Below are 24802 nucleotides of genomic sequence, written 5' to 3'. Positions count from 1 at the left end.
CCACCGCACGCGAAGCCCCCTCCCGCAGGCGGGAGGGGGTTGGGGGAGGGGACACGGTCTGTGGCGGCGTGCGCCGGTCGCGTGACTGGCGTTGGGGTAAGAGTGCGTGGTTATGGGGCGATGGTGGGAGACCCAGGCCCTCCCCCGGCGCCTCCCGCTTGCGGGAGGGGAGTTGAGGGGGGAACCCGCCGCGCGCGAAGCCGCCTGCATAGGCGCGGACGGACGTCACCTCATCCCATACCCCCATGCGCTCGACTTTATCCCCCGGCGCCATGTAGATGGCCCGATGACCCTCGATCCGACCGCCTATCCGATCGACCATGTCCTGCGCGGCGCGGGCGATGCCCCTGCGTTGATCGAGCGTGACGCGGCCCTGACCTTCGCCGCGGTCGAGGACGCGGTCGGGCGGCTGGCGGGGTGGCTCGCGGGACTGGGCTTCGCGCCGGGCGACCGGGTGGCGAGCTGGCTGCCCAAGACCCGCGCTGCCGCGCTGATGCCGCTGGCCGCGCCGCGCGCCGGGCTGGTCCATGTGCCGGTCAATCCGCTGCTCAAGCGCGCGCAGGTCGCGCATATCCTAGCCGATAGCGGGGCGGCGATGCTGCTCACCCATGGCCCGCGCGCCGCGACGCTGGAGCCGGGCGATCTCGCCGGGGGCGTCCGTCTGTTCACCGAGGCGGGGGAGGGCGATGCGCTGCCCCGCTCCGCCGCCGATCCCGATACGCTGGCGGCGATCCTCTATACCTCGGGCTCGACCGGGCGACCCAAGGGGGTGATGCTGAGCCACGCCAATCTGTGGTTCGGGGCGGTCTCGGTCGCCGAGTATCTGCGGCTGACGCCCGACGACCGGGTGCTGGCCGTCCTGCCCTTCAGCTTCGATTATGGCCAGAACCAGCTTTTCTCGACCTGGGCGGCGGGGGGCGCGGTCGCGCCGCTCGACTATCTGACGCCGCGCGACGTGGTGAAGGCGGTGGCGCGGGTCGGCGCGACGACACTGGCGGGGGTGCCACCGCTCTGGACCCAGTTGCTGGCCAGTGCCTGGCCGGAGGAAGCCATCGCGCCGATCCGTCGCCTGACCAATTCCGGCGGGGCGCTGACGCCGCGACTGGTACGGGGCTTGCGGGAGCGTTTTCCGGCGGCGGACCTCTATGCCATGTACGGGCTGACCGAGGCGTTTCGTTCGACCTATCTCGACCCCGCGCTGATCGATGCGCATCCCGATGCGATTGGCCGGGCGATCCCCTTTGCCGAGGTGATGGTGCTCCGCCCTGACGGGACGCGCGCCGCGCCGGGCGAGCCGGGGGAGCTGGTCCATGCCGGGCCGCTGGTCGCGCAAGGCTATTGGCGCGATGCGGAGCGGACGGCGCAGCGCTTTCGACCCGCGCCGGGCTGGCCCCGCGCCGTCTGGTCGGGCGATACGGTGGTGGAGGGGACGGACGGGCTGCTCCGCTTCGTCGGGCGCGATGACGAGATGATCAAGGTCGCGGGCAACCGCATCAGCCCGCAGGAAGTCGAGGAGGCGGTACTCTCCGGCGGCGAAGCGCGCGAGGCGGTGGCGATCGGCGTGTCGGACGAGGCACAGGGGCAGGCGATTATCGTGGTGCTGGCGGGCGATCCCGCCCAGGAACCCGAATTGCGCGCCCGGTTGAAGCGCGACCTACCCAATTTCATGCAGCCCGCACGGTTGGAGTGGCGCGATGAACTGCCGCGCAACGCGAACGGCAAGCTGGACCGCGCCGCGCTGCGCCGGGAACTGCTCGACAAGGATATGACGCGATGAAGCCGATGGGCCCCATCCCCCCCGAATTCGCCGTTCAGCAGGGCGCGCTGACGATCGCCGGGCGGAGCGCGGAGGATTGGATGCGCGGGCGTGACGGTCCGCTCTTCGTCTATGATCCCGTCATCGTCGCCGGGCGGGTCGCCCGGTTCCGGGCCGGTTTTCCGTCGATCGACCTTCATTATGCGATCAAGGCCAATCCGTTTCCGCCGCTGCTCTCGGTCATGGCGGAGATGGTGGACGGGTTCGATGTCGCCTCGGCGGGCGAACTGGCCAAGGTGGCGGGGCTGGGCAAGCCGGTCAGCTTCGCCGGGCCCGGCAAGCGCGACGCGGAACTGACCGCCGCGATCCGGGGCGGCATCACCCTCAATCTGGAATCGGAGGGCGAGGCGACCCGCGCGCTCGCCATTGCCGAGCGGCTGGGGATACGGCCGCACCTTGCCGTCCGGGTGAATCCCGATGTCGAGTTGCGCGGATCGGGGATGAAGATGGGCGGGCGGCCTTCGCCCTTCGGCATCGATGCGGAGCGGGTGCCCGCGCTCGTCCGGCATCTGGTCGCGGGCGGCGCGGACTGGCGCGGTTTCCATATCTATGCGGGCAGCCAGGCGCTCGACCCGCAGGCGATCATCGATACGCAGGCCGCCACCATCGCGCTCGCGGCGCGGCTGGCGGAGGCGGCGGGACAGGCGCCGCCGCTGGTCAACCTGGGCGGCGGCTTCGGCGTTCCTTACTTCGTGGGCGACACAGCGCTCGACGTCGCGCGGGTGGGGGAGGCGCTGGAACAGGCGCTGCACGCGCGACCCGCGATCCTGGCCGACAGTCGTTTCACGATCGAGCTGGGCCGCTGGCTGGTCGCGGAGGCGGGGGTCTATCTGGCGCGCGTCATCGACCGCAAGGACAGCGGGGGCGAGACGTTCCTGATCCTCGACGGCGGGCTCAACCATCAATTGGCGGCGAGCGGCAATTTCGGTACGGTGGTCCGTCGCAACTATCCGCTGGCGCTGGCCCATGTGATGGGGGCGGAGCCGGTGGAGACGGTGTCGGTGGTCGGTCCGCTCTGTACCCCGCTCGACCGGCTGGGCGACCGGGTGGCGTTGCCGTTCGGGCGGGTCGGCGATATCGTCGCGATCTTTCTGGCGGGGGCTTATGGCGCCTCGGCCAGCCCCGCCGCGTTTCTGGGCCACCCCCCCGCCGGGGAAGAGATGGGTCCGTTCGCAAGGGCATAACGCTCTGTTCACCTATTGGGTGTCATAGCGGACCATGCGCAATTTGCCTTTCGTGACCTGTCGGCGCGGAAGGTTCAGGAGACTTGTTCGCATGGCTTGGTTCGCCCGTCCCCTTCTGCTCGTCGGCTTGGCCGCCTCGACGCTGACCGCCTGTTCGACCGGCGGAACCAAGGCCGAGCTGCCCTCGGCCGGCTATGTCGCGCGCAAGGAGCAGCCGGGCGAGGAATATGTGATCGGCCCGCTCGACACGCTCAACATCTTCGTGTGGCGCAATCCCGATCTGTCGACCAAGGTGCAGGTGCGCCCCGATGGCCGCATCACCACGCCGCTGGTCAACGACATGCCCGCCGTCGGCAAGACGCCCGCCATGCTTCAGGAGGATTTGAAGAAGGCGCTCTCCGAATATGTCTCCAACCCGATCGTGTCGGTGATCGTCGAGAACTTCTCCGGCACCTATAGCCAGCAGGTGCGGATCGTCGGCGCGACCGAGAAGCCCGCCGCCATCCCCTACCGCGCCAACATGACGCTGCTCGACGCGATGATCGCGGTGGGTGGGCTGAACCAATATGCGGCGGGCAACAAGGCGAAGTTGGTGCGGACCGACCGCGCGACCGGCAAGCAGCAGGAATTCGCTTTGCAGATCAACGACCTGTTGAGGAAGGGCGACTCCAGCGCCAATGTCCGGCTGGAACCCGGCGACGTCATCATCATCCCCGAATCGATGTTCTGAGGTCGATCGCCGGTGTCGAGCATTCAGGACGAAATCCGCATCGCGATCCATGCCATATGGATACGCCGCTGGCTGGCGCTGGCGGTGGCGTGGACCGTGTGCATCCTGGGGTGGCTGTTCGTCGCCCAGATCCCCAGCAAATATGAATCCCGCGCGCGCATCGCGGTCCAGAATTCGCAGATCCTGCCCGACGGCATGACCAACGGCCAGCCGAACGACATGGATTCGGTCGACCGGGTGCGCCAGACGCTGATCTCCGCGATCAACCTGCAAAAGGTGGTGCGCGGCACCGATCTGGCCAGCACGGTGTCGAGCGACGCGGATGTCGCCGCGCGCGTCTCGTCGCTGGCGCAGGCGATCAAGATCGAGAACCAGCAGGATACGATCTTCCAACTGACCGTGACCCAGTCCAGCCCCAAGCTGGCGCAGCAGGTCGCGCAGAAGCTGATCGATATCTTCGTCGAATCCAATCTGGTCGGCGATCGCAACAACACCAACCAAAGCCTCGCCTTTCTCGACAAGCAGTTGAACGACCGGCAGAAACAGCTCCAGATCGCGGAGGCGCGGCGCGCGCAATATCAGAACCAGTTCCTGGGCGGGTTGCCGGGGACGGGCTCGGTCGCGGACCGGATCGGTCTGGCCCGCTCGCAAATGGCGCAGGTGGACAGCGATCTGGCCGCCGCCCAGTCGAGCTTCGCGGCGGTGCAGGGGCAGTTGGCGGGCACGCCGCGCACGGTGAGCGAAGGCGGCGGCGTCGCCGTCAGCCCGGCGCGCGCGCGGCTGGCGGCCATTCAGGGCCAGCTCTCCGACGCACGGGCGCGGGGCTATACGGAGAACCATCCCGATGTCGTCGCGCTGAAGAACCAGTTGTCGGCGGCGCAGGCGGCGGTCCGCGCCGAACCGGCGGGCGGCGCGGCGGGGGGGCAGCCCAATCCGCTCTACATGTCGCTCCAGTCGATGGCGGCGGAGAAGCAGTCGCAGCTCGCCAGCCTGAAGATCCGCAAGTCGCAGTTGCAGAACGACCTCGACCGGCTGAACGCCAGCCTGTCGAGCGATCCCGAGGCGGCGGCGGCGCAGGGCGCGAACGACCGCGATTATCAGGTGCTGAAGGACAGCTACGACCAGTTGCTTCGCCAGCGCGAACAGGTCGCGCTGCGCGGACAGGCGCAGAACCAGACGGACGCGATGCGCTTCACCCTGATCGACCCGCCGACCTATTCCCGCGCGCCGACCGCGCCCAACCGCATGTTGCTGCTGAGCATGGTGTTCGCGGCGGGGCTGGGGCTGGGCATCGGATCGGCCTTCGCCCTGTCCAAGCTGCGTCAGACCTTTACGACGCCCCAGTCGCTTCAGCGCACGATGGGCCTGCCGGTGATCGGCGCGATCGGCGAAGTGGTGACGCGCGGGCAGGCGACGGCGCGGGCGCAGCGGATGAAACTGTTCCTTGGCGGGACGGCGGCGCTGGGCGGGGCCTATGTCATGGTGCTGGCGATCGAGCTATTACAACGGGGAATGGCCGCGTGAACGGAAGCGTGAAAACCCCCAAACCCCGCCGGGAACCCTCGCTGCTCGAAAGAGCGGCGAACGTGTACGATCTCCGCACCTATATGCGCGGTCCGATCCCGGACGAGTCCAAGGCGGAAGTCGCGGAGGATGCAGCGGCGGCGGAAGTTGCGCCCGAGCCCTTGCCGGTGGCTGAGCCGACCCTGTCGAACCCGCCCCCGGTCGTCGCGCCTCAAGAGCCGGTCGCTCCGCCGCCCATGGCGCCGGTCGAGCTGCCCGCGTCTTTGAGCGCCATTCCCGCCGAGTTCCTGGCCCAGCCGGGCGACGAGGAATTCTTGGCGAGCGAATATAATCCCGGCTTTTCCGACGTCGCGATGGTCGATCGCGCGATGCTGGCCGAAAACGGGATGATCGTCCCCGGCGCGCCGATCGGTCCGCTGGCCGAGGAGTTCCGGCTGGTCAAACGCCAGCTCATCATCACCAGCCAGCGGCTGGTCGCAGACGGCGAGGGGGACAAGGCGCGCGTCGTGCTGGTCTGTTCGGCGCGGCCGCAGGACGGCAAGACCTTCTGCTCCGTAAACCTCGCTCTGTCGCTGGCGGCGGAGCGGGATACCGAGGTGCTGCTGGTCGATGCCGATGTGGCCAAGCCCGACGTTCTGGCCCGGCTGGGGCTGGCGGAGGGGCCGGGGCTGCTCGACGCGCTGGACGACGGCAGCATCGACGTCGAGTCGCTGGTGATCCCCACCGACGTTCCGCACCTCTCGGTCCTGCCCTGCGGCACGCGGACCGCCAGCGATACCGAACTGCTCGCCTCCGCCCGCACCCGCACGGTGGTGCAGCGGCTGTTGTCCGCCAATCCGCGTCGCCTGATCATCTTCGACTCGCCACCCGCGCTGGCCGCGTCGCCCGCCTCGGTGCTGGCGATGCTGGCGGGCCAGGTGATGATGGTCGTCCGCGCCGACCGCACGCCGGAAAGCGAAGTGTCGGCGGCGGTCGCGCTGCTCGATGCGTGCGAGCATATCCAGCTCGTCCTGAACAGCGTGGCCTTCGTCCCCGGCAGTCGCCGGTTCGGCTATTACGGCAAATATGGGAAGGACGGCGCACTGTGATCCTTCGCCGCTTCCTTCTGGCCGGTGTCGCGTGCGGGTTGGCGGCATCGCCGACCGCGCTCGCGGCACAGGTTCGGGATGGAGCGGTCGCGCCCGGCGGGGGAATGGCGGCGGGCGAGTCCGACCCGCCCCAGGCGGGTTCGGCACCCGGCGGCACCGCCGCCAATGCCGCGCCGCCCGCCCGCCTGGCGCGGATCGCCCCCTATGTCGAGGTCGGCCAACTCCTGAGCGCCGATCTCAATCGCGGCGATGTCGTGACCTATACGACGCTGGCCGCCGGGGTGAATGCAGCGGTGCAGACCGCGCGGGCCGAGGGGCAGATCAGCTATCGCTACGAACACCGGATCGGCTGGAGCGATCGCGCGGGCAGCGGCGACGTGCATAGCGGGCTGGCGCGTGGCAGCTATCGCCTGACCCGCGATCTCAGCGTCGAAGGCGGCGCGCTGGCGACCCGCAGCCGCGCCGATATCCGGGGTGCCGCGCCGGGCGTGCTGGTCGGCGATATCGGCAATATCTCGCAAATCTACACCGCCTATATCGGCCCGTCGCTGGTGACGCAGGCGGGGCCGGTGCAAATCGGGGCCAATTACCGGCTGGGTTATACCCGGGTCGACACGCCGGGGCTGAGCGGCCTCGCACCAGGCCAGCCGCGCCTCGATTATTTCAGCGACAGCGTGAACCAACTCGCGACGTTCAGCGCGACGGCGCGGCCCGGCGCGGTCGCCCCTGTCGGCCTGTCATTCAACGCCGCCTATGACCGCGACGATGCCGGGCAACTCGCCCAGCGTTACGAGGGCTGGTTCGTGCGCGGCGACGTGCTGAAGCCGATCTCCCCCTATGTCGCGCTGACCGCCGGGGTCGGCTATGAACGCATCGAGACCAGCCAGCGCGATCCCGAACGCGACGCCGCCGGTCGTCCGCTGGTCGACAGCCGGGGCCGTTTCATCACCGATCCCGACGGCCCCCGCCGTATCGCCTATCGCACAGACGGGGTCTATTACGACGCGGGCGTGATCTGGCGGCCCGATCGCCGCACTTCGGTCGAGGGGCATGTCGGCGAGCGTTACGGATCGCTCAGCCTCACCGGACTGGCGCGCTATCAGGCGTCGCGCGGCGTTGTGATCCAGGCGGCGGTCTATGACGGCATCCAGACCTTCGGGCGGCAGCTTCGCAACGGCCTGTCCAACCTGCCGACCGACTTCATCGAGACGCGCGACGCCTTTGGCCAGCAGTTCAACGGATGCGTCTTCTCCGCCACCGGCACGACGCCGGGCGGGTGTCTGAACGATGTGCTGCAATCGGTGCAGACCTCGGTCTACCGCGCGCGGGGCGTGGATGCGACCATCGCCATGTCGCGCGGGCGCTCCACGCTGGGCTTCGGCATCGGTTATGCCAATCGGCGGCTGTTCGCACCCGAAGGATCGCCCGGCACCATCGTCTATGGCGCCGAGGACGAGAGCTACTACGCGCAAATCTTTTTCGCCCATGCGCTCGGCCTCCATTCGGGGCTTAACGTGAATGGCTTCGTTAACTATTACGCCAGTAGGTTGGCGGGGGCCGAGGACGTGGTATCGCTGGGAACGACCGCCAGCTATTACCGCAACTTCGGTCGGCTCGGAACAACCGCGTCGGTAGGATTGTATCATTTCACGGTCGGCGACCTGACCAATGCCCTGTCGGCACAGGCCCTGATCGCCGCGAGATATCAATTCTGACCGGCCGAAAGGCACGATGATGTACGAGACCCATTTCGGTCTGGGCGAACGCCCGTTTCAACTGACGCCGGACCCGCGTTTCTGGTACGAGACCGCGACGCATGGCAAGGCGATGGCCTATCTGGGCTATGGCCTGGCGCAGGGTGAGGGCTTCATCGTCATCACCGGCGATGTCGGCGCGGGCAAGACGACGCTGGTCGGCCATCTGATCGAAACGCTCGATCCCCGGCGGTTGAAGGTGCTGCACATCGTGTCGACGGCGGTCGAGCCGCACGATCTGCTCCGGGTCCTGGCCGAACAGCTGAACGTCGATGCGCAGGGGCTGACCAAGGCGTCGCTGCTATCCGGCATCGAGCGTGCGTTGCACGGCGTGGCGCGCGACGGTCGCCGCATCCTGCTGATCGTCGACGAGGCGCAGGCGCTGCCGCTCGGCTCGCTCGAAGAACTGCGCATGTTGTCCAACTTCCAGGCGGGCGGCCATGCGCTGCTCCAGATCCTGCTGGTCGGACAACCCGAATTTCGCGAACGCCTGCTGGGTTCGGCGGCGGTCGAACAGCTTCGCCAGCGGGTCATCGCCATCCACCATCTGGACCCGATGGAGGCGGACGAGGTCCCCGATTACATCGCCCACCGCCTGGCGGTCGCGGGCTGGACCGGCCGCCCCGATTTCGCCGCCGATGCCTTCGACGCGTTGTACGCCGCGTCGGACGGCGTGCCGCGCCGCCTGAACGTGCTGGCGGGGCGCGTGCTGTTGCAGGCCGCGATCGAGGGGATCGAACTGATCGGCCAGGACACGGTCGAGAGCGTCGCCGCCGACATGGCCGCCGATCTGGGCCGCGATCGCCTTTCCACATCTCCCCAAACCAATGCCACTATCCCTGTGATCGAGGAACGTCTGATGAATGGCGCGTCGACGATGAAGTCCTTCAAGCTCAACGGTGCCACCGTTCATGTCGCGACGGACGGCACCATGCGGTCTGCGATTTTCGGCAACGGTCATGCGGCGATGCCGGTCCGTGCGGGTGACCCGATCCAGCGCACGCCCGTCACGCCGCAGGCCGAAGCGCCGCGCCACCGCGTCGTCGCGCCGCCTGCGCCGGAACCCGTCTCGCTTCGCCCCAAGCCCGAGGTTCAGGCAGAGCCCGAGCCTCGGGCCGAGCCCGTCGCCGAAACCCCTGCCGTCGCGCCCTCGGTCGCCGCGCTGGAAGACCGTGTCGCGCAACTGGAAACGCGGCTGGAGCAGCAGGAAGCGGCGCTGCGCCGGATCCTGACCCTGCTGGTCGAATGGTCGGAGATCGACAATCGGGGCGGTGACGCCCGCCGTGAAGACGTCTCCACCATCCGACCGGGGGCGTGGGGCCATGCCGCCTGAGGGCAGGACCGACACCCGTCGACCGATCAACGGCATGTCGGTGGATGTCGAGGAATGGTTTCAGGTCGGCGCGTTCGAAAAGACGATCGACAAGGCCGACTGGGATCGCCTCGACAGCCGGGTCGAGGCGAACACCGATGCCGTGCTGTCGCTGTTCGCCGAGACGGGCACGCGCGCGACCTTCTTCACATTGGGGTGGGTCGCGCATCGCCACCCTTCGCTGATCCGCCGCATCGTCGATGCCGGGCATGAGATGGCGAGCCATGGCTGGGACCATCAGCGCGTCTTCACCATGACCGCCGACCAGTTCCGCGCCGACCTGGCCCGCGCGCAGGTAGCGATCGAGGATGCGAGTGGCCAGCCCGTTACCGGATATCGCGCGCCGAGTTTCTCGATCGACCGCCGCACGCCCTGGGCACATCCGGTACTGGCGGAGGCGGGTTATCGTTATTCCTCCAGCGTCGCGCCGCTTCGCCACGACCATTATGGCTGGGCGGAGTCGCCGCGCTATGCGTGGCGACCGGTGGCCGATTCCGACCTGATCGAGCTGCCGGTGACGGTCGCGCAGTTCGGCCAGCGGCGGCTGGCGACGGGCGGGGGCTTTTTCCGGTTGCTTCCGGCCAAGCTGACCGATGTCGCGGTCGGGCAGGTCCAGCGCGACGCTCACGGCGCGATCTTCTATTTCCACCCCTGGGAAGTCGATCCGGGCCAGCCGCGCGTGGCGAACGCGCCGCTTCGCTCGCGCATCCGGCATTACAGCCGCCTGGGCGCGATGGCGGGCAAGCTGCGGGGGCTGCTGACCCGCCATGACTGGGGCCGGGTCGATCAGGTCGCGGCCGAGGAAGCGGCGCGCCTGGCATGAGCGCGGGCGGCCCGAATATCCGCGTCGCCGATCTGGCGCGCGAGACGGAATGCGCGCGGATCGATGCCTTCGTCACCGCGCAGGCGGAGGGAACGCCCTTCCACCTGACCGGCTGGCTGAAGGCGGGTGCGGCGGGCTGCGGACAGACGGCGCATTACCTGATCGCTGAAGGTGGCGAGGGCGCGATCACCGGTGTCCTGCCCCTCAGCGAAATTCGATCGCCCTTGTTCGGGGCGGCGATGGTGTCGACGGGCTTCGGCGTCGATGGCGGTGTGCTGGGCGGGCATGGCGATGCGCTGGCCGACGCCGCCTGGGCGCTGGCGGCCGAGCGGAAAATCGGCTCGGTCGAGTTGCGCGGCGGTCCGGTTCCCGAAGGCTGGACGGCGGATGCGGACAGCTATCTCGGCTTCGTCCGTCCCCTGGCGGCGGATGACGAGGCCGAGTTGAAGGCGATCCCGCGCAAGCAGCGGGCCGAGGTGCGCAAGGCGCTGTCGCAGGAGCTGGAGGTGGTGACGGGCCGCGATCCGGCGATGCTGGGCGAGCATTACCGCATCTATGCCGAGTCGGTCCGCAATCTGGGGACGCCGGTCTTCCCGGCCCGGCTGTTCCGCGAGGCGATGGCGCGCCTCGATGCCGATGTGCTGACCGTGCGGCACCGGGGGCGTGCGGTGGCGAGCGTGCTGAACCTCTATCATGGCGGCACCGTCTATCCCTATTGGGGTGGCGGGACGCAGGCGGCGCGGGGGCTTCGCGCCAACGACATGATGTATTTCGCGCTGATGCGCCATGCCCGCGCGCGCGGGTGTCACAGCTTCGATTTCGGTCGGTCGAAGGTCGGGACGGGTGCGGCGGCGTTCAAGAAGAATTGGGGTTTCGAGGGGCGACCGCTGGTCTATGCCAGCCGCAGCGAGACAGGACCGCGCGCTATCAATCCGCTCAACCCCAAATATGCGCTGATGATCGCGGTGTGGAAGCGCCTGCCGGTCTGGGCGGCGCGGCTGGCGGGGCCGCCGATCGCGCGGGGCCTTGGGTGAGGGACCTGCTGTTCCTGGCGCACCGCGTGCCCTTTCCCCCCGACCGTGGCGACAAGATCCGCAGCTATCACGTCCTGCGGCACTTGGCGCGCGAGTGGCGGGTGCATCTGTGCGCCTTTGGCGAGCATGAGGCGGACTTCGATCCGCCGCCCGCGTTTCGCGACCTGCTGGAGAGTTGCCATATCATCCGCCGGACCAGGTCGATGCCGGTCGCGGCGATCCAGGCCTTGGCGAAAGGCGAACCCATCTCGCTCGCCGCCTTCGCGCATCCCGACATGGTCCGCGCGGCGGCGCGGGTGCGGGCCGATCACCGGGTCGCGGCGACCTATATCTTCTCCGGCCAGATGGCGCAGTATCGCGGGCCCGAGCCGACGGTCATGGACATGGTCGATGTCGACTCCGCCAAATTCGCCGCCATGGCGCCAAAGGCCCGCTGGCCGATGCGCGCGATGCTGACGCGCGAGGCGAAGCGACTGGGTGATTATGAACGCCGGGTCGCTCGCGAGGTCGATGCGACGCTGTTCGTCAGCGAGGCGGAGGCGGCGCTGTTCCGCGCGGGCGGCGGGCAGGGGCGGATCGTCGCCATCGAGAACGGGATCGACGCCGCGACCTATGACCCCGATGCGATCCGTGAGCCGCGTTCGGACGAGCCCCTGATCGTCTTCACCGGGCAGATGGACTATCGCCCCAATATCGACGCGGTGACGCGTTTCGCCACGCGCATCCTGCCGCTGGTCCGCGCCGCCTGTCCGTCCGCGCGTTTCGCCATCGTCGGACGCGCGCCGACCCCGGCGGTGCGGCGTCTGGCGGGGGAGGGGGTGATCGTCACCGGCGAGGTGCCCGACACCCGCCTCTGGCTGGCCCGCGCCCATGTCTGCGTCGCGCCGCTGGACCTGGCGCGGGGTATCCAGAACAAGCTGCTGGAGGCGATGGCGATGGCGCGGCCCGTCGTCGCCTCGACCGCGGCGGCGGAGGGGATCGATCATGGCGGCACCATCGCGGTGGCGGAAGGGGATCGCGACTTCGCCGACCGGGTGATCGCCGCGCTGAACGACCCCGCCGACAATGACGCGGCACGCGCGCGGGTGCTGGCCCGATATGACTGGGCGGCGCGGCTCGCACCGCTGGACCTGTTGCTGAAGGATGTGGCGGCGTGACACTGGGGGAGCGGATGAAGCCGGGGCGCTGGGCCTGGCATCTGGCGCTGCTGGGCGCGGCGGCGCTGGCGGTGCTGTTCCTCTTCCGGCGCGATGCGGCGCATCTGGTCGATATCTGGTGGACCAGCACGACCTATGGCCATTGCCTGTTCATCGGCCCGGTCGTCGGCTGGCTGATCTGGCAGCGTCGCGCGGAGCTGTCGCAATTGACCCCCGTCGCCTGGTGGCCGGGGCTGTTGCTGGTCGCGGGCGGCGGGCTGCTCTGGCTGCTGGGCGAATCCGCCACCGTCGCGCTGGTGCGGCAATTGGGGCTGGTCGCGGTGATCGAGGGGCTGGTCGTCACGCTGCTCGGCCCGATGGTCGCGCGGGGGATGCTGTTCCCGCTCGCCTATGCCTGGTTCCTGGTGCCGTTCGGCGCGGAGTTGGAAAAGCCGCTTCAGCAGATCACCGTGTCGATCGTCATGCCGCTGCTCGACTGGAGCGGCATCCCCGCCTCGGCGGACGGCGTGCTGATCCATGCCGGACGCTATTGGTTCGAGGTGGCGGAGGCCTGTTCGGGGTCGAAATTCGTCCTCGCCATGGTCGCCTTCGCCGCGCTGGTCGCCAATCTGTGCTTCAAGTCGCCCTGGCGGCGCGCCATATTCATGATCGTCTCGCTGATCGTGCCGATCCTCGCCAATGGCGTGCGCGCCTGGGGGACGATCTTCGCCGCCGACAAGACCTCGATCGAGGTGGCGGGGGGCGTCGATCACATCATCTTCGGCTGGGTGTTCTTCGCGATCGTGATGGCGGCGGTGCTGGCGATCGGATGGCAGTTCTTCGATCGCTCGCCCGACGATCCCGCCTTCGATCCCCAAAGGCTGTCGGCCAGGCCGGGGCATCGGATCGACCCGTTGCTGGCGGCGGTGCTGGCGGTGACGATCACCGCCCTCTATCCCAGTTGGAGCGGTTTCGCCGGATCGCGCACCGCGACGCTCCCCGCCCGGATGGCACTGCCCGATGTGCCGGGTTGGAGCCCGGCGGAGCAGGTCAGCGTGTGGCGGCCCTATTATCCCGGCGCGGATACGGTGCTGATGCGCAGCTACAAGGACGCCGACGGGCATCAGGTCGATCTGGCGGTCGCGGTCTTCTCCCGCCAGCGGGAGGGGGGCAAGCTGGGCGCGTTCGGCACCGGTATCCTGCACGAGGACGATCACTGGATTCGCGTCGCCGATCTGGGCCGGATCGCGGGCGGCGACGCGGTGCGGCTGATCACGACCGGGTCGAACGGCCAGCAGGTGCAGCGCGACGTTGCGACCTGGTACCGGATCGGCGATAGGCTGACCCCGGATATGCGACGCGTGAAGATCGAGACGATGAAGGCCCGCCTGCTGGGCCAGCGCCAGGCTGCGGTGGCGATCCATGTCGCGAGCGAGGGGGACGATCCCGCCGCGATCCAGGCCTTCGTCCGCGCGCTCGGCCCGGTGGATGCGTTCGCCGACCGGCTGACCGGGGCACGCTGACCGCGCATGTGCGGGATCGCCGGTCTCTTCCACCCCGCCACGCCCAAGCCGGTCGATCCCGCCCGGCTGCGCGCGATGATCGGGGCGCAGGCGCATCGCGGCCCGGACGGGCAGGGGATATGGACTGCGCCGGGCGTCGGCTTCGCCCATGCCCGGCTGTCGATCATCGACATCGAGGGATCGCCCCAGCCGATGGTCGAGGACGAGGTCGCCGTCTGCTTCAACGGTGAAATCTACAACTACCGCGAATTGCGCGAGGAATTGCGCGCGCGCGGCGCGGTGTTCCATACCGATGGCGATACCGAGGTGCTGCTGCATGGTTGGCGGCACTGGGGGCCGTCGATGCTCCATCGGCTGGTCGGCATGTTCGCCTTCGCCATCCATGATGCCAAGGCGGGATCGCTGTTCCTGGCGCGCGATCGGCTGGGGGTGAAGCCGCTGCATTGGGCGGAACTGCCCGACGGCGCGGTCGCCTTCGCCTCCGAGATGAAGGGGGTGCTGGCGCATCCGCTGTTCCGCCGCCGGCCGGACATCCGCGCGGTCGAGGATTATCTGGCGCTGGGTTATGTACCCGACGATGCCAGCATCGTCGCGAGCGTCAACAAGCTGGCCGCCGGGCATTTCCTGTTGATCGAACGCGGGCGGGACCTTCCCCGGCCGCGCCTGTGGTGGGACGTGGACTTTTCCCACCGCGAAAGCGGCACGGCGGCGCAATTGGGCGAGGGGCTGCTCGACCGGATGCGCGAGGGGGTGACCAGCCGGATGGTCGCCGATGTGCCGCTGGGCGCGTTCCTGTCGGGCGGCGTCGACAGTTCGGGCGTCGTCGCGCTGATGGCGGAGGCGTCCCCCCGCGCCGTCCGCACCTGCACCATCGGTTTCGAGGAAGCGGGCCATGACGAGCGTGGCTATGCGCAGACGATCGCCCAGCGCTTCGCCACCGACCATGTCGAGCGGGTGGTGCGGGCGGACGATTTCTCGCTGATCGACACGCTGGTCGCGCAGTTCGACGAGCCCTTTGCCGATGCCTCGGCGCTGGCGACCTATCGACTATGCCAGTTGGCGCGCGAGCATGTGACGGTCGCGCTGTCCGGCGACGGCGCGGACGAGGCGCTGGCGGGCTATCGCCGCCATGTCTTCCATGCGGGCGAGGAGCGGGTGCGCGGTCTGTTCCCGGCGGATCTGCGCGCCGGGCTGTTCGGGACGCTGGGCCGTTTTTACCCCAAGGCGGATTGGGCACCGCGTCCGCTGCGCGCCAAGACCACGCTGCTCGCGCTGGGGATGGACGGGGCGGAGGCCTATGCCCGCGCGGTCGGCGTCACCAGTCCCGAATGGCGGGCGCGGCTATTCTCGAAGGAAGCCAAGGCCGCGCTGGGGGGGCACCGGGCCGAGGATCGTTATGTCGCCGCGATGCGCGCCGCCCCCGCGCGCGATGCGATCGACCGGGCGCAATATGCCGATCTGAAGATCTGGCTGCCCAGCGATATCCTGACCAAGACCGACCGCACCTCGATGGCGGTGGGGCTGGAAGCGCGCGAGCCGCTGCTCGACCACCGGCTGGTCGAATATGCCGCGCGCCTGCCCGCCGCGATGCGGATACGCGGCGGCCAGGGCAAATGGCTGATGAAGAAGGCGCTGGAGCCCTATCTGCCGCGCGACATCCTCTATCGCCCCAAAATGGGGTTCGTGACGCCGATCAGCGCCTGGTTCCGGGGCGCGCTGGCCGAGGACGCCGCGCGGCTGGAGCATAGCGGCCTGCTGCGTGAGACGGGATGGTTCGAGCTGGCCGAACTGGGGCGGATGGCGGCGGATCATCGGGCGGGGCGGGCGGATCATGGCCGCACGCTGTGGCAGATGCTGATGCTGGAGCGGAGCCTGACGCGGTTGTTCTGAGGGGAGCACATCCCATCCTCCGTTCAGCGCGAACGGAGGATGGGATGGGGTATCACCCCTTCAACGTCTGCGCGATCCAGCGATCGAACAAATCCGGCCACAGCCGCTCGGGTGACCCCTCCGGTGCGCTCAGCGCGCCGAAGCCATGGCCGCCGCGCTCGAAGAAATGCGCCTCGACCGGCACCTTCGCCGCGCGCGCCTGGGTCAGCACGTCGAGCGACTGGTCGATCGGTACCAGCCCGTCATCGACCGCATGGACCAGGAACAGCGGCGGCGTGCTCGCGTCGATCCGGCGCGGCGTGTCGTAGCGGGCCTTGGTCGCCGCGTCGGGATCGGGTCCGAGCAGATTGTCGCGCGACCCGGCATGGGTGGTCGGGGTCGAAAGGCTCGCGACCGGATAGATCAGGCCCGAAAAGCGCGGCTTCGCCGATTGCCGGTCGGCGGCGTCGATGGCGGCATAGACCTTGTCGTCATGGCCGACCGTCAACGAGGCGGCGAGGTGCCCGCCCGCCGAGAAGCCGACAATGCCCAGATTGGCCGCGTCGATCCCATAGCGCCCCGCATTCGCGCGGATCAGCCGCATCGCCCGCTGCGCATCCTGAAGCGGCACATCGGCCTGCCGGTCCCAGCCTTCCGAGGGCAGGCGATAGGATAGCGCGAACACCGTGATGCCATGCGGATTGAGCGTCCGGGCGACGTCGATCCCCTCATTCTGGATCGACACGAAGCCATAGCCGCCCCCCGGAATGGTCAGCACGGCCCGGCCATCGGGGCGTTCGGGGCGGAAGACGGCGACGATCGGATTGGCGGTGCCGCGCAGCCACAGATTCTGCTGTCCGGCGGGGCCGTTCATCGAGGGATTGGGGGTGGGCAGCTTGGCCCGAGCGCCGGGCGGGCGGCCGGGCCAGAGCGGGAAATGCTCGGCCGGCGGCCAGGGTGTCATCGCTTCGGCGGCGGTCGTGGGCGCGGCTTGCGCGGTCGCCCGTGTCGTCAGCGGCGCCGCGGCCATCGCCCCGATCAGGGTGCGTCGATCAATCACTCTCTTCCCCTCCGTATCGCGCATGGCAGCGCCACGGCGTGGAGGGTGCCGGGGCGCGGCGGGTCAGGCAAGTGAAAAGGGCGGAACCTTTCGGCCCCGCCCCTTTACTCAATGACCGTATTTCTTGATCCCGCGACGGCGCAGCTTTTCGCGCTTGCGCCGTCGCATATAGGGGATCGCGAATGCCGCGACCGACAGCAGCACTGCCCCGATAATCAGATAGGCAAGCTGCTCTCGTTCAAGAAACTCTAACATCAGTCGAAAATCGCTCCCCAACGACGCTTGGCGCGCTCACGCCAATGGCCGCGATGATAAGCGTCCGAGGCAAGGAGCGGCATGACAGAACCGGCTTCGGCGAATACCATCTGTTCGAGGGCCGTGTCCACCTTGCCCCAGCTTGCCGCTTCCTTCAGCGTCGAAGACGAGCAGGCGCCGTCGCGAACATCGGCGACGGTGATCTGCACCGCGTACTTGTGCATCTCGACATCGTCATGACCCAGGATTTCGGCACAAACCACCGTATCCTGGATGAAATTCTTCGGAACGCCGCCGCCGATCATCAACAGGCCGGTGGTGCCAGCCTTGATCTTGATGTCGGTCAGTTCGCGGAAGTCGGCGATGGCATCGAGCACCATATAGGGCTGATTATTTTTCATCCGCTCGACCTGATGCTTCACCAGACCAAAGCCCGCCGACGAATCGACGAAGGCCGGGCAGAAGATCGGCACGTCATGCTCATACGCCAACTTGACGAGGCTGTTGTCCTTCTTTCCGTGTTCGGACAGATACTTGCCCATTTCACGGATGAAGGCGCGGCTGGAATAGGGCTTGGGCTCCAGCGAATCGGCGATCTTGCCGATCGTGTGGTCGCAATCCTGAAGCTGCTCTTCGTCGATATAGGTGTCGTAGATGCGGTCGATGTAGAGCGAACGCAGCGTGTTGTCGTCCGGCACTTCCAGCGCCTGATAGTGCTTGTGACCCAGGCCTTCGAAGAAATCCATGTCGACGATCGACGCGCCGGTCGCGACCACGCCGTCGATCATGTTCGAGCGCAGCAGCTCGGCATAGAGGTCCATGCAGCCGCCCGCCGAGGTCGACCCTGCGATGACGAGGAAGATCGAGCAGTCCTTGTCGGCCAGCATCTGGTTGTAGATGCCGGTCGCGCGCGCCAGGTCGCGGCTGGTGAAGCTCATCTTGCCCATCGAATCGATGATCGGGCGGGCGTCGAACTTGGTGATGTCGATATGCTCGACCACGCTGGAGAGCAGCTCGGCCTTGCGGTTGTCGTTGATCGTGTCGGTCATGATGGTTCCATCATCATCGAGAAGCCGTCGTCGTTGATGGGGACGCGGTAACCCGGCTGGTCCGGGCCTGCACGAACGGCGGGTCCGGTATGCGAAGGGGCCTTATCGCGGTGAACGCCGCAATGCCACCCCATTCCCCTTCCGCCGAAGCGGAAGGGGATAAAGGCGTGCTAAAGTCGCTGGGTTACAGCTTGACGACGTTGGCGGGCAGGGCCTGCTCGACATCGTCGCGATAGACCGACAGCATCGGTTCGTCGTCGGTCGTCACGAACTCGGCGCAACCGAAACCGTTGAACTGGGTGCGCATGGCCTGGCCGTAGGCGCCCAGCATCCCGATCTCGAAATAATCGCCGGTGTTCGTGTCCGCGGGCAGCGGGAACGGACCCTGCATATAGTCCAGATCGTCGCAGGTCGGGCCCCAGAAGCTGAAGTCCATGTCGCGCGCGTCCGAGTCCGGTTCGCGCAGCAACTGGACCGGGTACTTCCACCCGATATGCGCCGCATCGAACAGCGCGCCATATGCGCCGTCGTTGATGTACAGCTCATGCCCGCGACGCCGCTCGACGCGCACCACTACGGAAGAATATTCCGCGCACAGCGCCCGGCCGGGCTCGGCCCAGAGCTCGGCCGAATAGGACACCGGCAGGCTCTCGAACGCGCGGTGGATCGTCTCAAAGAAACGCTCCAGCGGCGGCGGGGTCATGCCCGGATAGGCCGAGGGGAAGCCGCCGCCGACATCGATCACGTCGACGGTGACCGCCGCCGCGACGATCGCCGCACGTACGCGCTCCATCGCCGCCGAATAGGCGTCGGGGGTCATGGTCTGGCTGCCGACATGGAAGCAGATGCCCAAGGCATCGGCGACCTGACGGGTGGCGATCAGCAGGTCCTTCGACTCGTCCAGGCTGACGCCGAACTTCGACCCCAGGCTGAGCTTGGCATATTCGGACGACACACGCATCCGGACGCACAGGGTCAGGTCGGTCGCACCTTGCGTGGCGCGGACGATCTTCTCCAGCTCTTCCATGCTGTCGAGCGAGAACGTGCGGACGTCGTGCTTGAAATAAGCCTCGGCAATCGCCTCTTCCGACTTCACCGGATGCATGAAGCAGCAGACGGCCTGAGGGACGACCGACTTCACCATCCGCACTTCCGCGATCGAGGCGGTGTCGAAATGGGTGATGCCATTGTCCCACAGGATCTGGATCAGATCCGGCGACGGATTCGCCTTCACCGCATACATCGGCCGACCCGGAAACTTCTCGACGAAGAATCGGGCGGCGCGCGCAGCGGCGTGCGGGCGAAGCAGCGTGACCGGATCAGCCGGACGACGCTTGGCGATGTCGATGCCGCGCTCCATGTTGGAGGGGACGGCGGTCGAGTGGGTAGCTAGCCCCAGCGCGCGATGATTCTGGTGCAACTCAAGGGACCTCCAATTGCCTGACGGCATACGGTGACAAAAAGCTGCCTTGCGGTTGGAAGTCCCATGGGGCAGCGGAGGCGCGAAATAGGGTCCGCTTTTTCGAATGTAAAGCGGTAGAGAGGGCAGCGGAGATAAAAAGTGACAATCTTAAGACAACCGACAAAAGCCGGGGTCCGCGACGCGGCCGAAAAGATCGCCCGCATCTTGCCGCCATCGCCGTTATTCGTGTTGAATATCAATGGGAAAGACGTCGCCTTCAAGGCTGAATCGCTCCAGCCGATCGGCGCGTTCAAATTGCGCGGCGCTTGGCACCGGTTAACCGCTTTGGACGCGGATTCGCAGGCGCGCGGGGTGGTCGCCTTCTCGTCCGGCAATCATGCCCAGGGAATCGCCTGGGCCGCGCGGCGACTGGGAATCGCAGCGACCATCGTGATGCCCGCCGATGCGCCCGCATCGAAGCGCGAGGGGACGCTCGCGCTGGGGGCGGAGATCGTCGATTACGACCGCGCGACCGAAAGCCGCGAACTGATCGCGCGGAGGCTGGCCGAGGCGCGGGGCGCGACGCTGGTGCCGAGCTTCGACGACCCATGGGTGATCGAGGGGCAGGGGTCTGCGGGCATCGAGGCGGCCGCGCAGATGGCCGTGCTGGGCCTGGGCGCGCCCGCCCATGTCGTCACGCCCTGTGGCGGCGGCGGGCTGGCGGCGGGGCTGACGCTGGCGCTGCCCGAGGCGAAGGTCACGGTGGTCGAGCCCGAGGGCTGGGACGATATGCGCCGTTCGCTGGAGGCGGGATGGATCGAGCCGGTGGGCGAGAACCCGCCGCCGACCGCCTGCGACTCGCTTCAGACGCCGCGCGTGTCACCGCTGACCTTCGAAGTGCTGGCCCGGCGCGGAGCGGAAGGCGTCGCGGTGAGCGAGGCCGAGGTCGCGGCGGCCCAGCGCTTCGCGGCCGAACGGTTGCGGCTGGTGGTCGAGCCGGGCGGGGCGGCGGCACTCGCGGCATTGCTGAGTGGCAAGGTGGCGACGGAGGAGGGGATGCTGGTCATCCTGTCGGGCGGCAATGTCGACCGCGCCGCCTATGCCCGCGCGCTGGCGGGCTGATGGAAGGGATCGCCCAGGCCGCGCCCGGGATCGCGATGCTGGCGGCCTTTGCCTGTGTCGCGGGCGGGATCATGACGATCCGGCGCGGGGATCGGCGGAAGGGCGTGCTGATGCTGGTGATGGCGGCGGTGCTGGCGGGGAATGTGTTGATCTGGACGCTGTAAAATCCTCCCCGGTACGGGGAGGTGGCAGGGCGTAGCCCTGGCGGAGGGGGGCTTCCCCATGGGTCATCCTTTGGGGCCGTGCCCCTCCACCACCGTATCGCGGCGGTCCCCCTCCCCGTGCCGGGGAGGATCGTTGAGGTAAGTGACCTCACCCTCAAACCCCGCTAAAGCCACCCCATGTTCCGCATCGCTCGCTGGGCCCTGAAGGCCGCGCTCGCCTTTGTGATCGTCAGTGTCGTCTGGGTCGGCATCTACCGCTTCGTGCCGCCGCCCATCACCTTCACCATGCTGGGTGACGTGATCGGCGGACATGGCGTGACCAAGGACTGGATGCCCCTGTCCGAGATGGACCCCGATATGGCGCGGGCCGCCATTGCGGGCGAGGATGCGCGCTTCTGCTCCCACCACGGCTTCGATTTCAAGGCGATGGCGGGCGCGGCCTATCGCAATGCCAAGGGCGGGCGCATTCGCGGCGGCTCGACGATCAGCCAGCAGACGGCGAAGAACGCGTTTCTGTTTCAGAATGGCGGTTATGTCCGCAAGGCGTTCGAGGCGTGGTTCACCTTCCTGATCGAGACGCTATGGGGCAAGCGCCGGATCATGGAGGTCTATCTCAACATCGCCGAGACGGGGATCGGGACATATGGCGCGAACGCCGGGGCGATGCGGTATTTCGGGCATGACGCGTCGCATCTGACCCCGACCGAGGCGGCGCGGATCGCGGCGGTGCTGCCTTTGCCGAAGAAGCGGGCGGCGGTGGCGCCGACGGGATTCGTGCGGCGGCATGGCAATGTGATTGCGCGCTATGTCGGTGTGGTGCGGCGGCAGGGGTTGGATGCTTGTATTCGATAGGGGGGCGGGCGGTCTCGGTGAGACATCTTTCCCTCCCCCATCCCCTCCCGCCTGCGGGAGGGGCGTGCCTGAGGTGAGCGATCAGTTCATTCAACCAATCGCAGGCGCATGACGCCCGCCAAGTGGCGCACCCCTCCCGCAGGCGGGAGGGGATGGGGGAGGGCCTCGCCGCAAGCGACGAAGCCCAGATCCATTACTTCCCGTCACCCGAAATCGCGTTGCCCGCCTTCTTGGCGGTATCACCGACGCTCTGGGCCGCCGAGGTCACAGCCGCGTCGCGCCGGTTCTCCGCGCCGCCACGGCTGAACAGGTAGAAGCCACCGACCAGCACCGCGATCAGCAGGACGATGGCGATCGCCATGCCGCCGCCGCCGCTGCGGCGTTCGATCACGGTGGTGGAGTGCGGTTGGGTGCCGTAGGTTTCGGTCACACGTTCGTCGGCCATGACATTCCCTCCTCTGTTTGGTGGAGGATGCAACGTCATGACCGGCATAGCGTTCCGGAAACGGTGCCCGATCAGAAGGGCAGCTTGAAGCCCGGCGGCAGCGGCAGGCCGCTGGTCATCTTGGACATTTCGCTGCCCGAGGCGGCATCCGCCTTGGTCCGCGCATCGTTGATCGCGGCGGCGAGAAGATCCTCCAGCATGCCCTTTTCCGACGGCTGCATCAGCGAGTCGTCGATAGTGATGCCGATGATCCGGCCCTTGGCCGAGGCCTTCACCTTGACCAGACCGCCGCCCGAGACGCCCTCGACCTCGATATTGTCGAGATTGGCCTGCGCCTTTTCCAGCTCGTTTTGGACGTTCTGGGCCATCGCCAGGATTTCGTCGAGATTTTTCACATCATGCTCCGTTCATACTGCGTTTGCCGGGCCATTCCATCAGTTCGGCCTCGGGGAAAGCCTCGCGGGCGGCGCGGACCATGTCCGATTCCCACGCGGCGGTCTTGATCGCTTCCTCGGCCGCCATCTGCTGTTCGTGCAGCGTGGGCTGGCCGGGCATGTCCTCCATCGTGATGCGCCAGACCTGGCCGGTCGCCGTCTTCAGCGCGGCGGTCAGTTCGTTCAGCGTGTCCGCCGCGATCGGGCGCGATCCGCTGAACGCCACCTCCGGCGGGGCATAACGCACCAGACGCGCGCCGTGACGCAACCGCGCGGCGAGCGCCAATTGTCCCATATCGTCCAGCCGGTCGATCATCGCGACGAAGCTGTCGGGCAGCTTGGGTTGCTCGGGCTCCGGCGGGGCGGCGATGGCGACGGGTGCGGGAGCAGGGGCAGCGGTCTGGGTGATCTGCGGCGCGCTGGGGGCGGAAACCCCGCCATCGCGGATTTGCCGCGCCAGTTCCCCCGGATCGGGCAGGGTCGAGGCATGGATCGCCCGGAGCAGCGCCATTTCCGCCGCCTCGATGGGCAGCGCGGCGCGCGCGACTTCGTCATGCCCCTTCAGGAACAACTGCCACAGCCGGTGCAGCGCCGGGAAGCTGAGCGAACCCGCCCATTCCTCGCGCGCGGCACGCTCTTCCAGCGGTTGCGCCGCGTCGGAGGGCGTGCCGACCTTGGTCAGGGTGATGCCGTGCACCGTCTCCAGCAAGGACCGCAGCACCGATTGCGGATCGACGCCATAATCATATTGCCGCCGAAGCGACGCCAGCGCCCCCGCGCCGTCGCCGTTCAGGATCAGCCCCAGCAGGTCGCGAACCGCCCCGCGATCCGACAGGCCCAGCATCTCGCGTACCGCCGCCGCGGTCACGCCGCCGCCCTCCAGATCGGCATGGGCGATGGCCTGGTCCAGGATCGACAGGCCATCGCGCGCCGAGCCTTCCGCCGCGCGGGCGACCAGCATCAGCGCTTCTTCCTCGGCGCTGACGCCTTCCTTGACGCAGATGTCGGCGAAATGCGCGGCCAGCTTGTCCGCCGCGATCCGCCGCAGGTCGAAACGCTGGCAGCGCGACAGGACGGTGATCGGAACCTTGTTCACTTCCGTCGTGGCGAACAGGAACTTCACATGGGCGGGCGGCTCCTCCAGCGTCTTCAACAATGCGTTGAAGGCGTTCTTGGAGAGCATGTGGACCTCGTCCACGATGTAGATCTTGAACCGCGCGGAGACGGCGGCATAGCGCGACGCCTCGATGATCTCGCGCACATCGTCGACGCCGGTATGGCTGGCGGCGTCCATCTCGATCACGTCGATATGGCGGCCCTCGGCGATGGCGCGGCAGGGCTCGCATTGTCCGCAGGGGCTGATGGTCGGGCCGCCGGTGCCGTCCGGGCCGACACAGTTCAGTGCCTTGGCGATCAGCCGCGCGGTCGAGGTCTTGCCGACCCCGCGCACGCCGGTCATGAGGAAGGCATGGGCCAGCCGGTCGCGCTTGATCGCATTGCCCAGCGTCTGGACCATCGCGTCCTGCCCGATCAGCGCGTCGAAGGTCTGCGGCCGGTATTTGCGTGCGAGGACGCGGTATGCCTCGGCCTTTGCAGGCTGGGGCGGTTCGCCCAGGTCGAACGAATCAGCCATGACGGGCCGGCAGGGTCGGGGTGTTGGAAAGCATCGCCGACCAACATAGGCGCTCGGGCGAGCCTCGTCAGGTCAAATCGTATGTACAAGATACTCCGTCATCCCAGCGCAGGCTGGGATCTCTCACGAGCGTGCCCGCGCACGGTGAAAGACCCCAGCCTGCGCTGGGATGACGAATGTCTGATGTCGGAGGTGGGAGCCGGGACGACCCGCAGCGAAATCGTTGCGGCTGCTTCCGTCAGGACCTGACCGGGTTGGCGATGACTACGTCCGCCCGACTCCCGCCGCGCATATGGCGAAACGGGGCCGGGGGATCAAGTCCTTATCCCACCGGCCCCATCCCGTGACGAACTGTCGGATCAGCGATAGATGTTGAAGCACTGACGCTGCGGACCGTTCCAGGTGCGGACCCAGCGACACGTCACGCGTGGACGGCCATAGCCATAGCCGTAGCGGGGACCACGATCCCAGCGCGGCCCGCGGTTCCAGCCGGGGCCACGGTCCCAACCCGGCCCGCGATGATGCCAGCCCGG

The 24802-nt window shown here is 67.9% G+C and carries 22 protein-coding genes and 1 other RNA gene; 15 read left to right on the top strand and 8 right to left on the bottom strand.

All coding sequences use genetic code 11. The features are described 5' to 3' along the window. Positions 1–286 precede the first annotated feature (286 nt). From OXQ33_RS15465 to OXQ33_RS15410, 12 genes are all read left to right on the top strand, one after another. Positions 287–1777, top strand: coding sequence for an AMP-binding protein (locus OXQ33_RS15465; RefSeq protein WP_267435569.1), 1491 nt, complete (start codon positions 287–289; stop codon positions 1775–1777). Next, positions 1774–3000: a pyridoxal-dependent decarboxylase, exosortase A system-associated gene (locus OXQ33_RS15460; protein ID WP_267435568.1), complete on the top strand. Its 1227-nt coding sequence runs from the start codon at positions 1774–1776 to the stop codon at positions 2998–3000. The genes OXQ33_RS15465 and OXQ33_RS15460 overlap by 4 nt, the downstream gene beginning before the upstream one ends. 91 nt (positions 3001–3091) lie before the next feature. Next, entirely contained in the window at positions 3092–3730 is a 639-nt protein-coding gene (locus tag OXQ33_RS15455) for an XrtA/PEP-CTERM system exopolysaccharide export protein (RefSeq protein WP_267435567.1), read from the top strand. A 12-nt stretch (positions 3731–3742) separates the two neighbouring features. Next, positions 3743–5254, top strand: coding sequence for an XrtA system polysaccharide chain length determinant (locus tag OXQ33_RS15450; protein ID WP_267435566.1), 1512 nt, complete (start codon positions 3743–3745; stop codon positions 5252–5254). 62 nt (positions 5255–5316) lie between these two features. Next, a complete protein-coding gene (locus tag OXQ33_RS15445) occupies positions 5317–6342 on the top strand; it encodes an AAA family ATPase (RefSeq protein ID WP_267435565.1) in 1026 nt (341 codons plus the stop codon). Next, positions 6339–8057, top strand: coding sequence for a hypothetical protein (locus OXQ33_RS15440; protein ID WP_267435564.1), 1719 nt, complete (start codon positions 6339–6341; stop codon positions 8055–8057). The genes OXQ33_RS15445 and OXQ33_RS15440 overlap by 4 nt, the downstream gene beginning before the upstream one ends. A gap of 19 nt (positions 8058–8076) precedes the next feature. Beyond that, positions 8077–9429, top strand: coding sequence for an AAA family ATPase (locus OXQ33_RS15435; protein ID WP_267435570.1), 1353 nt, complete (start codon positions 8077–8079; stop codon positions 9427–9429). Next, a complete protein-coding gene (locus OXQ33_RS15430) occupies positions 9419–10291 on the top strand; it encodes an XrtA system polysaccharide deacetylase (protein ID WP_267435563.1) in 873 nt (290 codons plus the stop codon). Before OXQ33_RS15435 ends, OXQ33_RS15430 begins: the two co-directional genes overlap by 11 nt. After that, the gene (locus tag OXQ33_RS15425; protein WP_267435562.1) at positions 10288–11325 is read left to right on the top strand and encodes a FemAB family XrtA/PEP-CTERM system-associated protein; all 1038 of its coding nucleotides are present in this window, start codon (positions 10288–10290) and stop codon (positions 11323–11325) included. The genes OXQ33_RS15430 and OXQ33_RS15425 overlap by 4 nt, the downstream gene beginning before the upstream one ends. Continuing rightward, positions 11322–12482, top strand: a complete 1161-nt coding sequence (locus tag OXQ33_RS15420) for a TIGR03087 family PEP-CTERM/XrtA system glycosyltransferase (RefSeq protein ID WP_267435561.1) — start codon at positions 11322–11324, stop codon at positions 12480–12482. The genes OXQ33_RS15425 and OXQ33_RS15420 overlap by 4 nt, the downstream gene beginning before the upstream one ends. Further along, a complete protein-coding gene (xrtA, locus tag OXQ33_RS15415) occupies positions 12479–13984 on the top strand; it encodes an exosortase A (protein WP_267435560.1) in 1506 nt (501 codons plus the stop codon). Before OXQ33_RS15420 ends, xrtA begins: the two co-directional genes overlap by 4 nt. A 6-nt stretch (positions 13985–13990) precedes the next feature. Beyond that, positions 13991–15874 (top strand): XrtA/PEP-CTERM system amidotransferase, encoded by a 1884-nt coding sequence (locus OXQ33_RS15410; protein WP_267435559.1) that lies wholly within the window; start codon positions 13991–13993, stop codon positions 15872–15874. A 52-nt stretch (positions 15875–15926) separates the two neighbouring features. Here OXQ33_RS15410 and OXQ33_RS15405 read toward each other — a convergent pair whose 3' ends face one another. From OXQ33_RS15405 to OXQ33_RS15390, 4 genes are all read right to left on the bottom strand, one after another. Then, positions 15927–16913: an alpha/beta hydrolase gene (locus tag OXQ33_RS15405; protein ID WP_267435558.1), complete on the bottom strand. Its 987-nt coding sequence runs from the start codon at positions 16911–16913 to the stop codon at positions 15927–15929. A gap of 108 nt (positions 16914–17021) precedes the next feature. Continuing rightward, entirely contained in the window at positions 17022–17168 is a 147-nt protein-coding gene (locus OXQ33_RS15400; protein WP_267435557.1) for a hypothetical protein, read from the bottom strand. Further along, positions 17168–18217 (bottom strand): deoxyhypusine synthase, encoded by a 1050-nt coding sequence (locus OXQ33_RS15395; protein ID WP_267435556.1) that lies wholly within the window; start codon positions 18215–18217, stop codon positions 17168–17170. The genes OXQ33_RS15400 and OXQ33_RS15395 overlap by 1 nt, the downstream gene beginning before the upstream one ends. 184 nt (positions 18218–18401) lie before the next feature. Next, the gene (locus OXQ33_RS15390; RefSeq protein WP_267435555.1) at positions 18402–19637 is read right to left on the bottom strand and encodes a type III PLP-dependent enzyme; all 1236 of its coding nucleotides are present in this window, start codon (positions 19635–19637) and stop codon (positions 18402–18404) included. A 141-nt stretch (positions 19638–19778) separates the two neighbouring features. Between OXQ33_RS15390 and OXQ33_RS15385 the strand changes: the two genes are divergently transcribed. The 3 genes from OXQ33_RS15385 to mtgA all read left to right on the top strand — a co-directional run bounded on the left by OXQ33_RS15385 (position 19779) and on the right by mtgA (position 21757). Beyond that, the gene (locus OXQ33_RS15385; RefSeq protein WP_267435554.1) at positions 19779–20741 is read left to right on the top strand and encodes a pyridoxal-phosphate dependent enzyme; all 963 of its coding nucleotides are present in this window, start codon (positions 19779–19781) and stop codon (positions 20739–20741) included. Beyond that, a complete protein-coding gene (locus OXQ33_RS15380) occupies positions 20741–20905 on the top strand; it encodes a hypothetical protein (RefSeq protein ID WP_267435553.1) in 165 nt (54 codons plus the stop codon). Before OXQ33_RS15385 ends, OXQ33_RS15380 begins: the two co-directional genes overlap by 1 nt. 177 nt (positions 20906–21082) lie before the next feature. Continuing rightward, positions 21083–21757: a monofunctional biosynthetic peptidoglycan transglycosylase gene (gene mtgA, locus OXQ33_RS15375; protein WP_267435552.1), complete on the top strand. Its 675-nt coding sequence runs from the start codon at positions 21083–21085 to the stop codon at positions 21755–21757. Positions 21758–21950: 193 nt separating this feature from the next. Here the strand turns inward: mtgA and OXQ33_RS15370 are convergent, their stop codons facing one another. From OXQ33_RS15370 to ffs, 4 genes are all read right to left on the bottom strand, one after another. Next, complete coding sequence (locus OXQ33_RS15370) at positions 21951–22202, bottom strand: hypothetical protein (RefSeq protein WP_267435551.1); 252 nt, start codon at positions 22200–22202, stop codon at positions 21951–21953. Between the two features lie 71 nt (positions 22203–22273). Further along, complete coding sequence (locus OXQ33_RS15365; RefSeq protein ID WP_058718319.1) at positions 22274–22597, bottom strand: YbaB/EbfC family nucleoid-associated protein; 324 nt, start codon at positions 22595–22597, stop codon at positions 22274–22276. Position 22598: 1 nt separating this feature from the next. Then, positions 22599–24269, bottom strand: a complete 1671-nt coding sequence (locus tag OXQ33_RS15360) for a DNA polymerase III subunit gamma/tau (protein ID WP_267435550.1) — start codon at positions 24267–24269, stop codon at positions 22599–22601. A gap of 188 nt (positions 24270–24457) precedes the next feature. Then, positions 24458–24555, bottom strand: an RNA gene (gene ffs / locus OXQ33_RS15355) — signal recognition particle sRNA small type. Positions 24556–24802: the final 247 nt, after the last annotated feature.

It is taken from the genome of Sphingomonas sp. GM_Shp_1 (genome assembly GCF_026540895.1).
Classification (GTDB): domain Bacteria; phylum Pseudomonadota; class Alphaproteobacteria; order Sphingomonadales; family Sphingomonadaceae; genus Sphingomonas.
Note: the sequence above shows the minus strand (reverse complement) of the source record. Positions and strands in the feature narration are given on the sequence as shown.

Bases quoted from the DNA above. Each gene is read 5' to 3' on its own strand.
- OXQ33_RS15465 (WP_267435569.1), top strand. From the start codon at position 287: ATGACCCTCGATCCGACCGCCTATCCGATCGACCATGTCCTGCGCGGC.
- OXQ33_RS15460 (WP_267435568.1), top strand. From the start codon at position 1,774: ATGAAGCCGATGGGCCCCATCCCCCCCGAATTCGCCGTTCAGCAGGGC.
- OXQ33_RS15455 (WP_267435567.1), top strand. From the start codon at position 3,092: ATGGCTTGGTTCGCCCGTCCCCTTCTGCTCGTCGGCTTGGCCGCCTCG.
- OXQ33_RS15435 (WP_267435570.1), top strand. From the start codon at position 8,077: ATGTACGAGACCCATTTCGGTCTGGGCGAACGCCCGTTTCAACTGACG.
- OXQ33_RS15430 (WP_267435563.1), top strand. From the start codon at position 9,419: ATGCCGCCTGAGGGCAGGACCGACACCCGTCGACCGATCAACGGCATG.
- OXQ33_RS15425 (WP_267435562.1), top strand. From the start codon at position 10,288: ATGAGCGCGGGCGGCCCGAATATCCGCGTCGCCGATCTGGCGCGCGAG.
- OXQ33_RS15410 (WP_267435559.1), top strand. From the start codon at position 13,991: ATGTGCGGGATCGCCGGTCTCTTCCACCCCGCCACGCCCAAGCCGGTC.
- OXQ33_RS15400 (WP_267435557.1), bottom strand. From the start codon at position 17,168: ATGTTAGAGTTTCTTGAACGAGAGCAGCTTGCCTATCTGATTATCGGG.
- OXQ33_RS15395 (WP_267435556.1), bottom strand. From the start codon at position 18,217: ATGACCGACACGATCAACGACAACCGCAAGGCCGAGCTGCTCTCCAGC.
- OXQ33_RS15380 (WP_267435553.1), top strand. From the start codon at position 20,741: ATGGAAGGGATCGCCCAGGCCGCGCCCGGGATCGCGATGCTGGCGGCC.
- mtgA (WP_267435552.1), top strand. From the start codon at position 21,083: ATGTTCCGCATCGCTCGCTGGGCCCTGAAGGCCGCGCTCGCCTTTGTG.
- OXQ33_RS15370 (WP_267435551.1), bottom strand. From the start codon at position 22,202: ATGGCCGACGAACGTGTGACCGAAACCTACGGCACCCAACCGCACTCC.
- OXQ33_RS15360 (WP_267435550.1), bottom strand. From the start codon at position 24,269: ATGGCTGATTCGTTCGACCTGGGCGAACCGCCCCAGCCTGCAAAGGCC.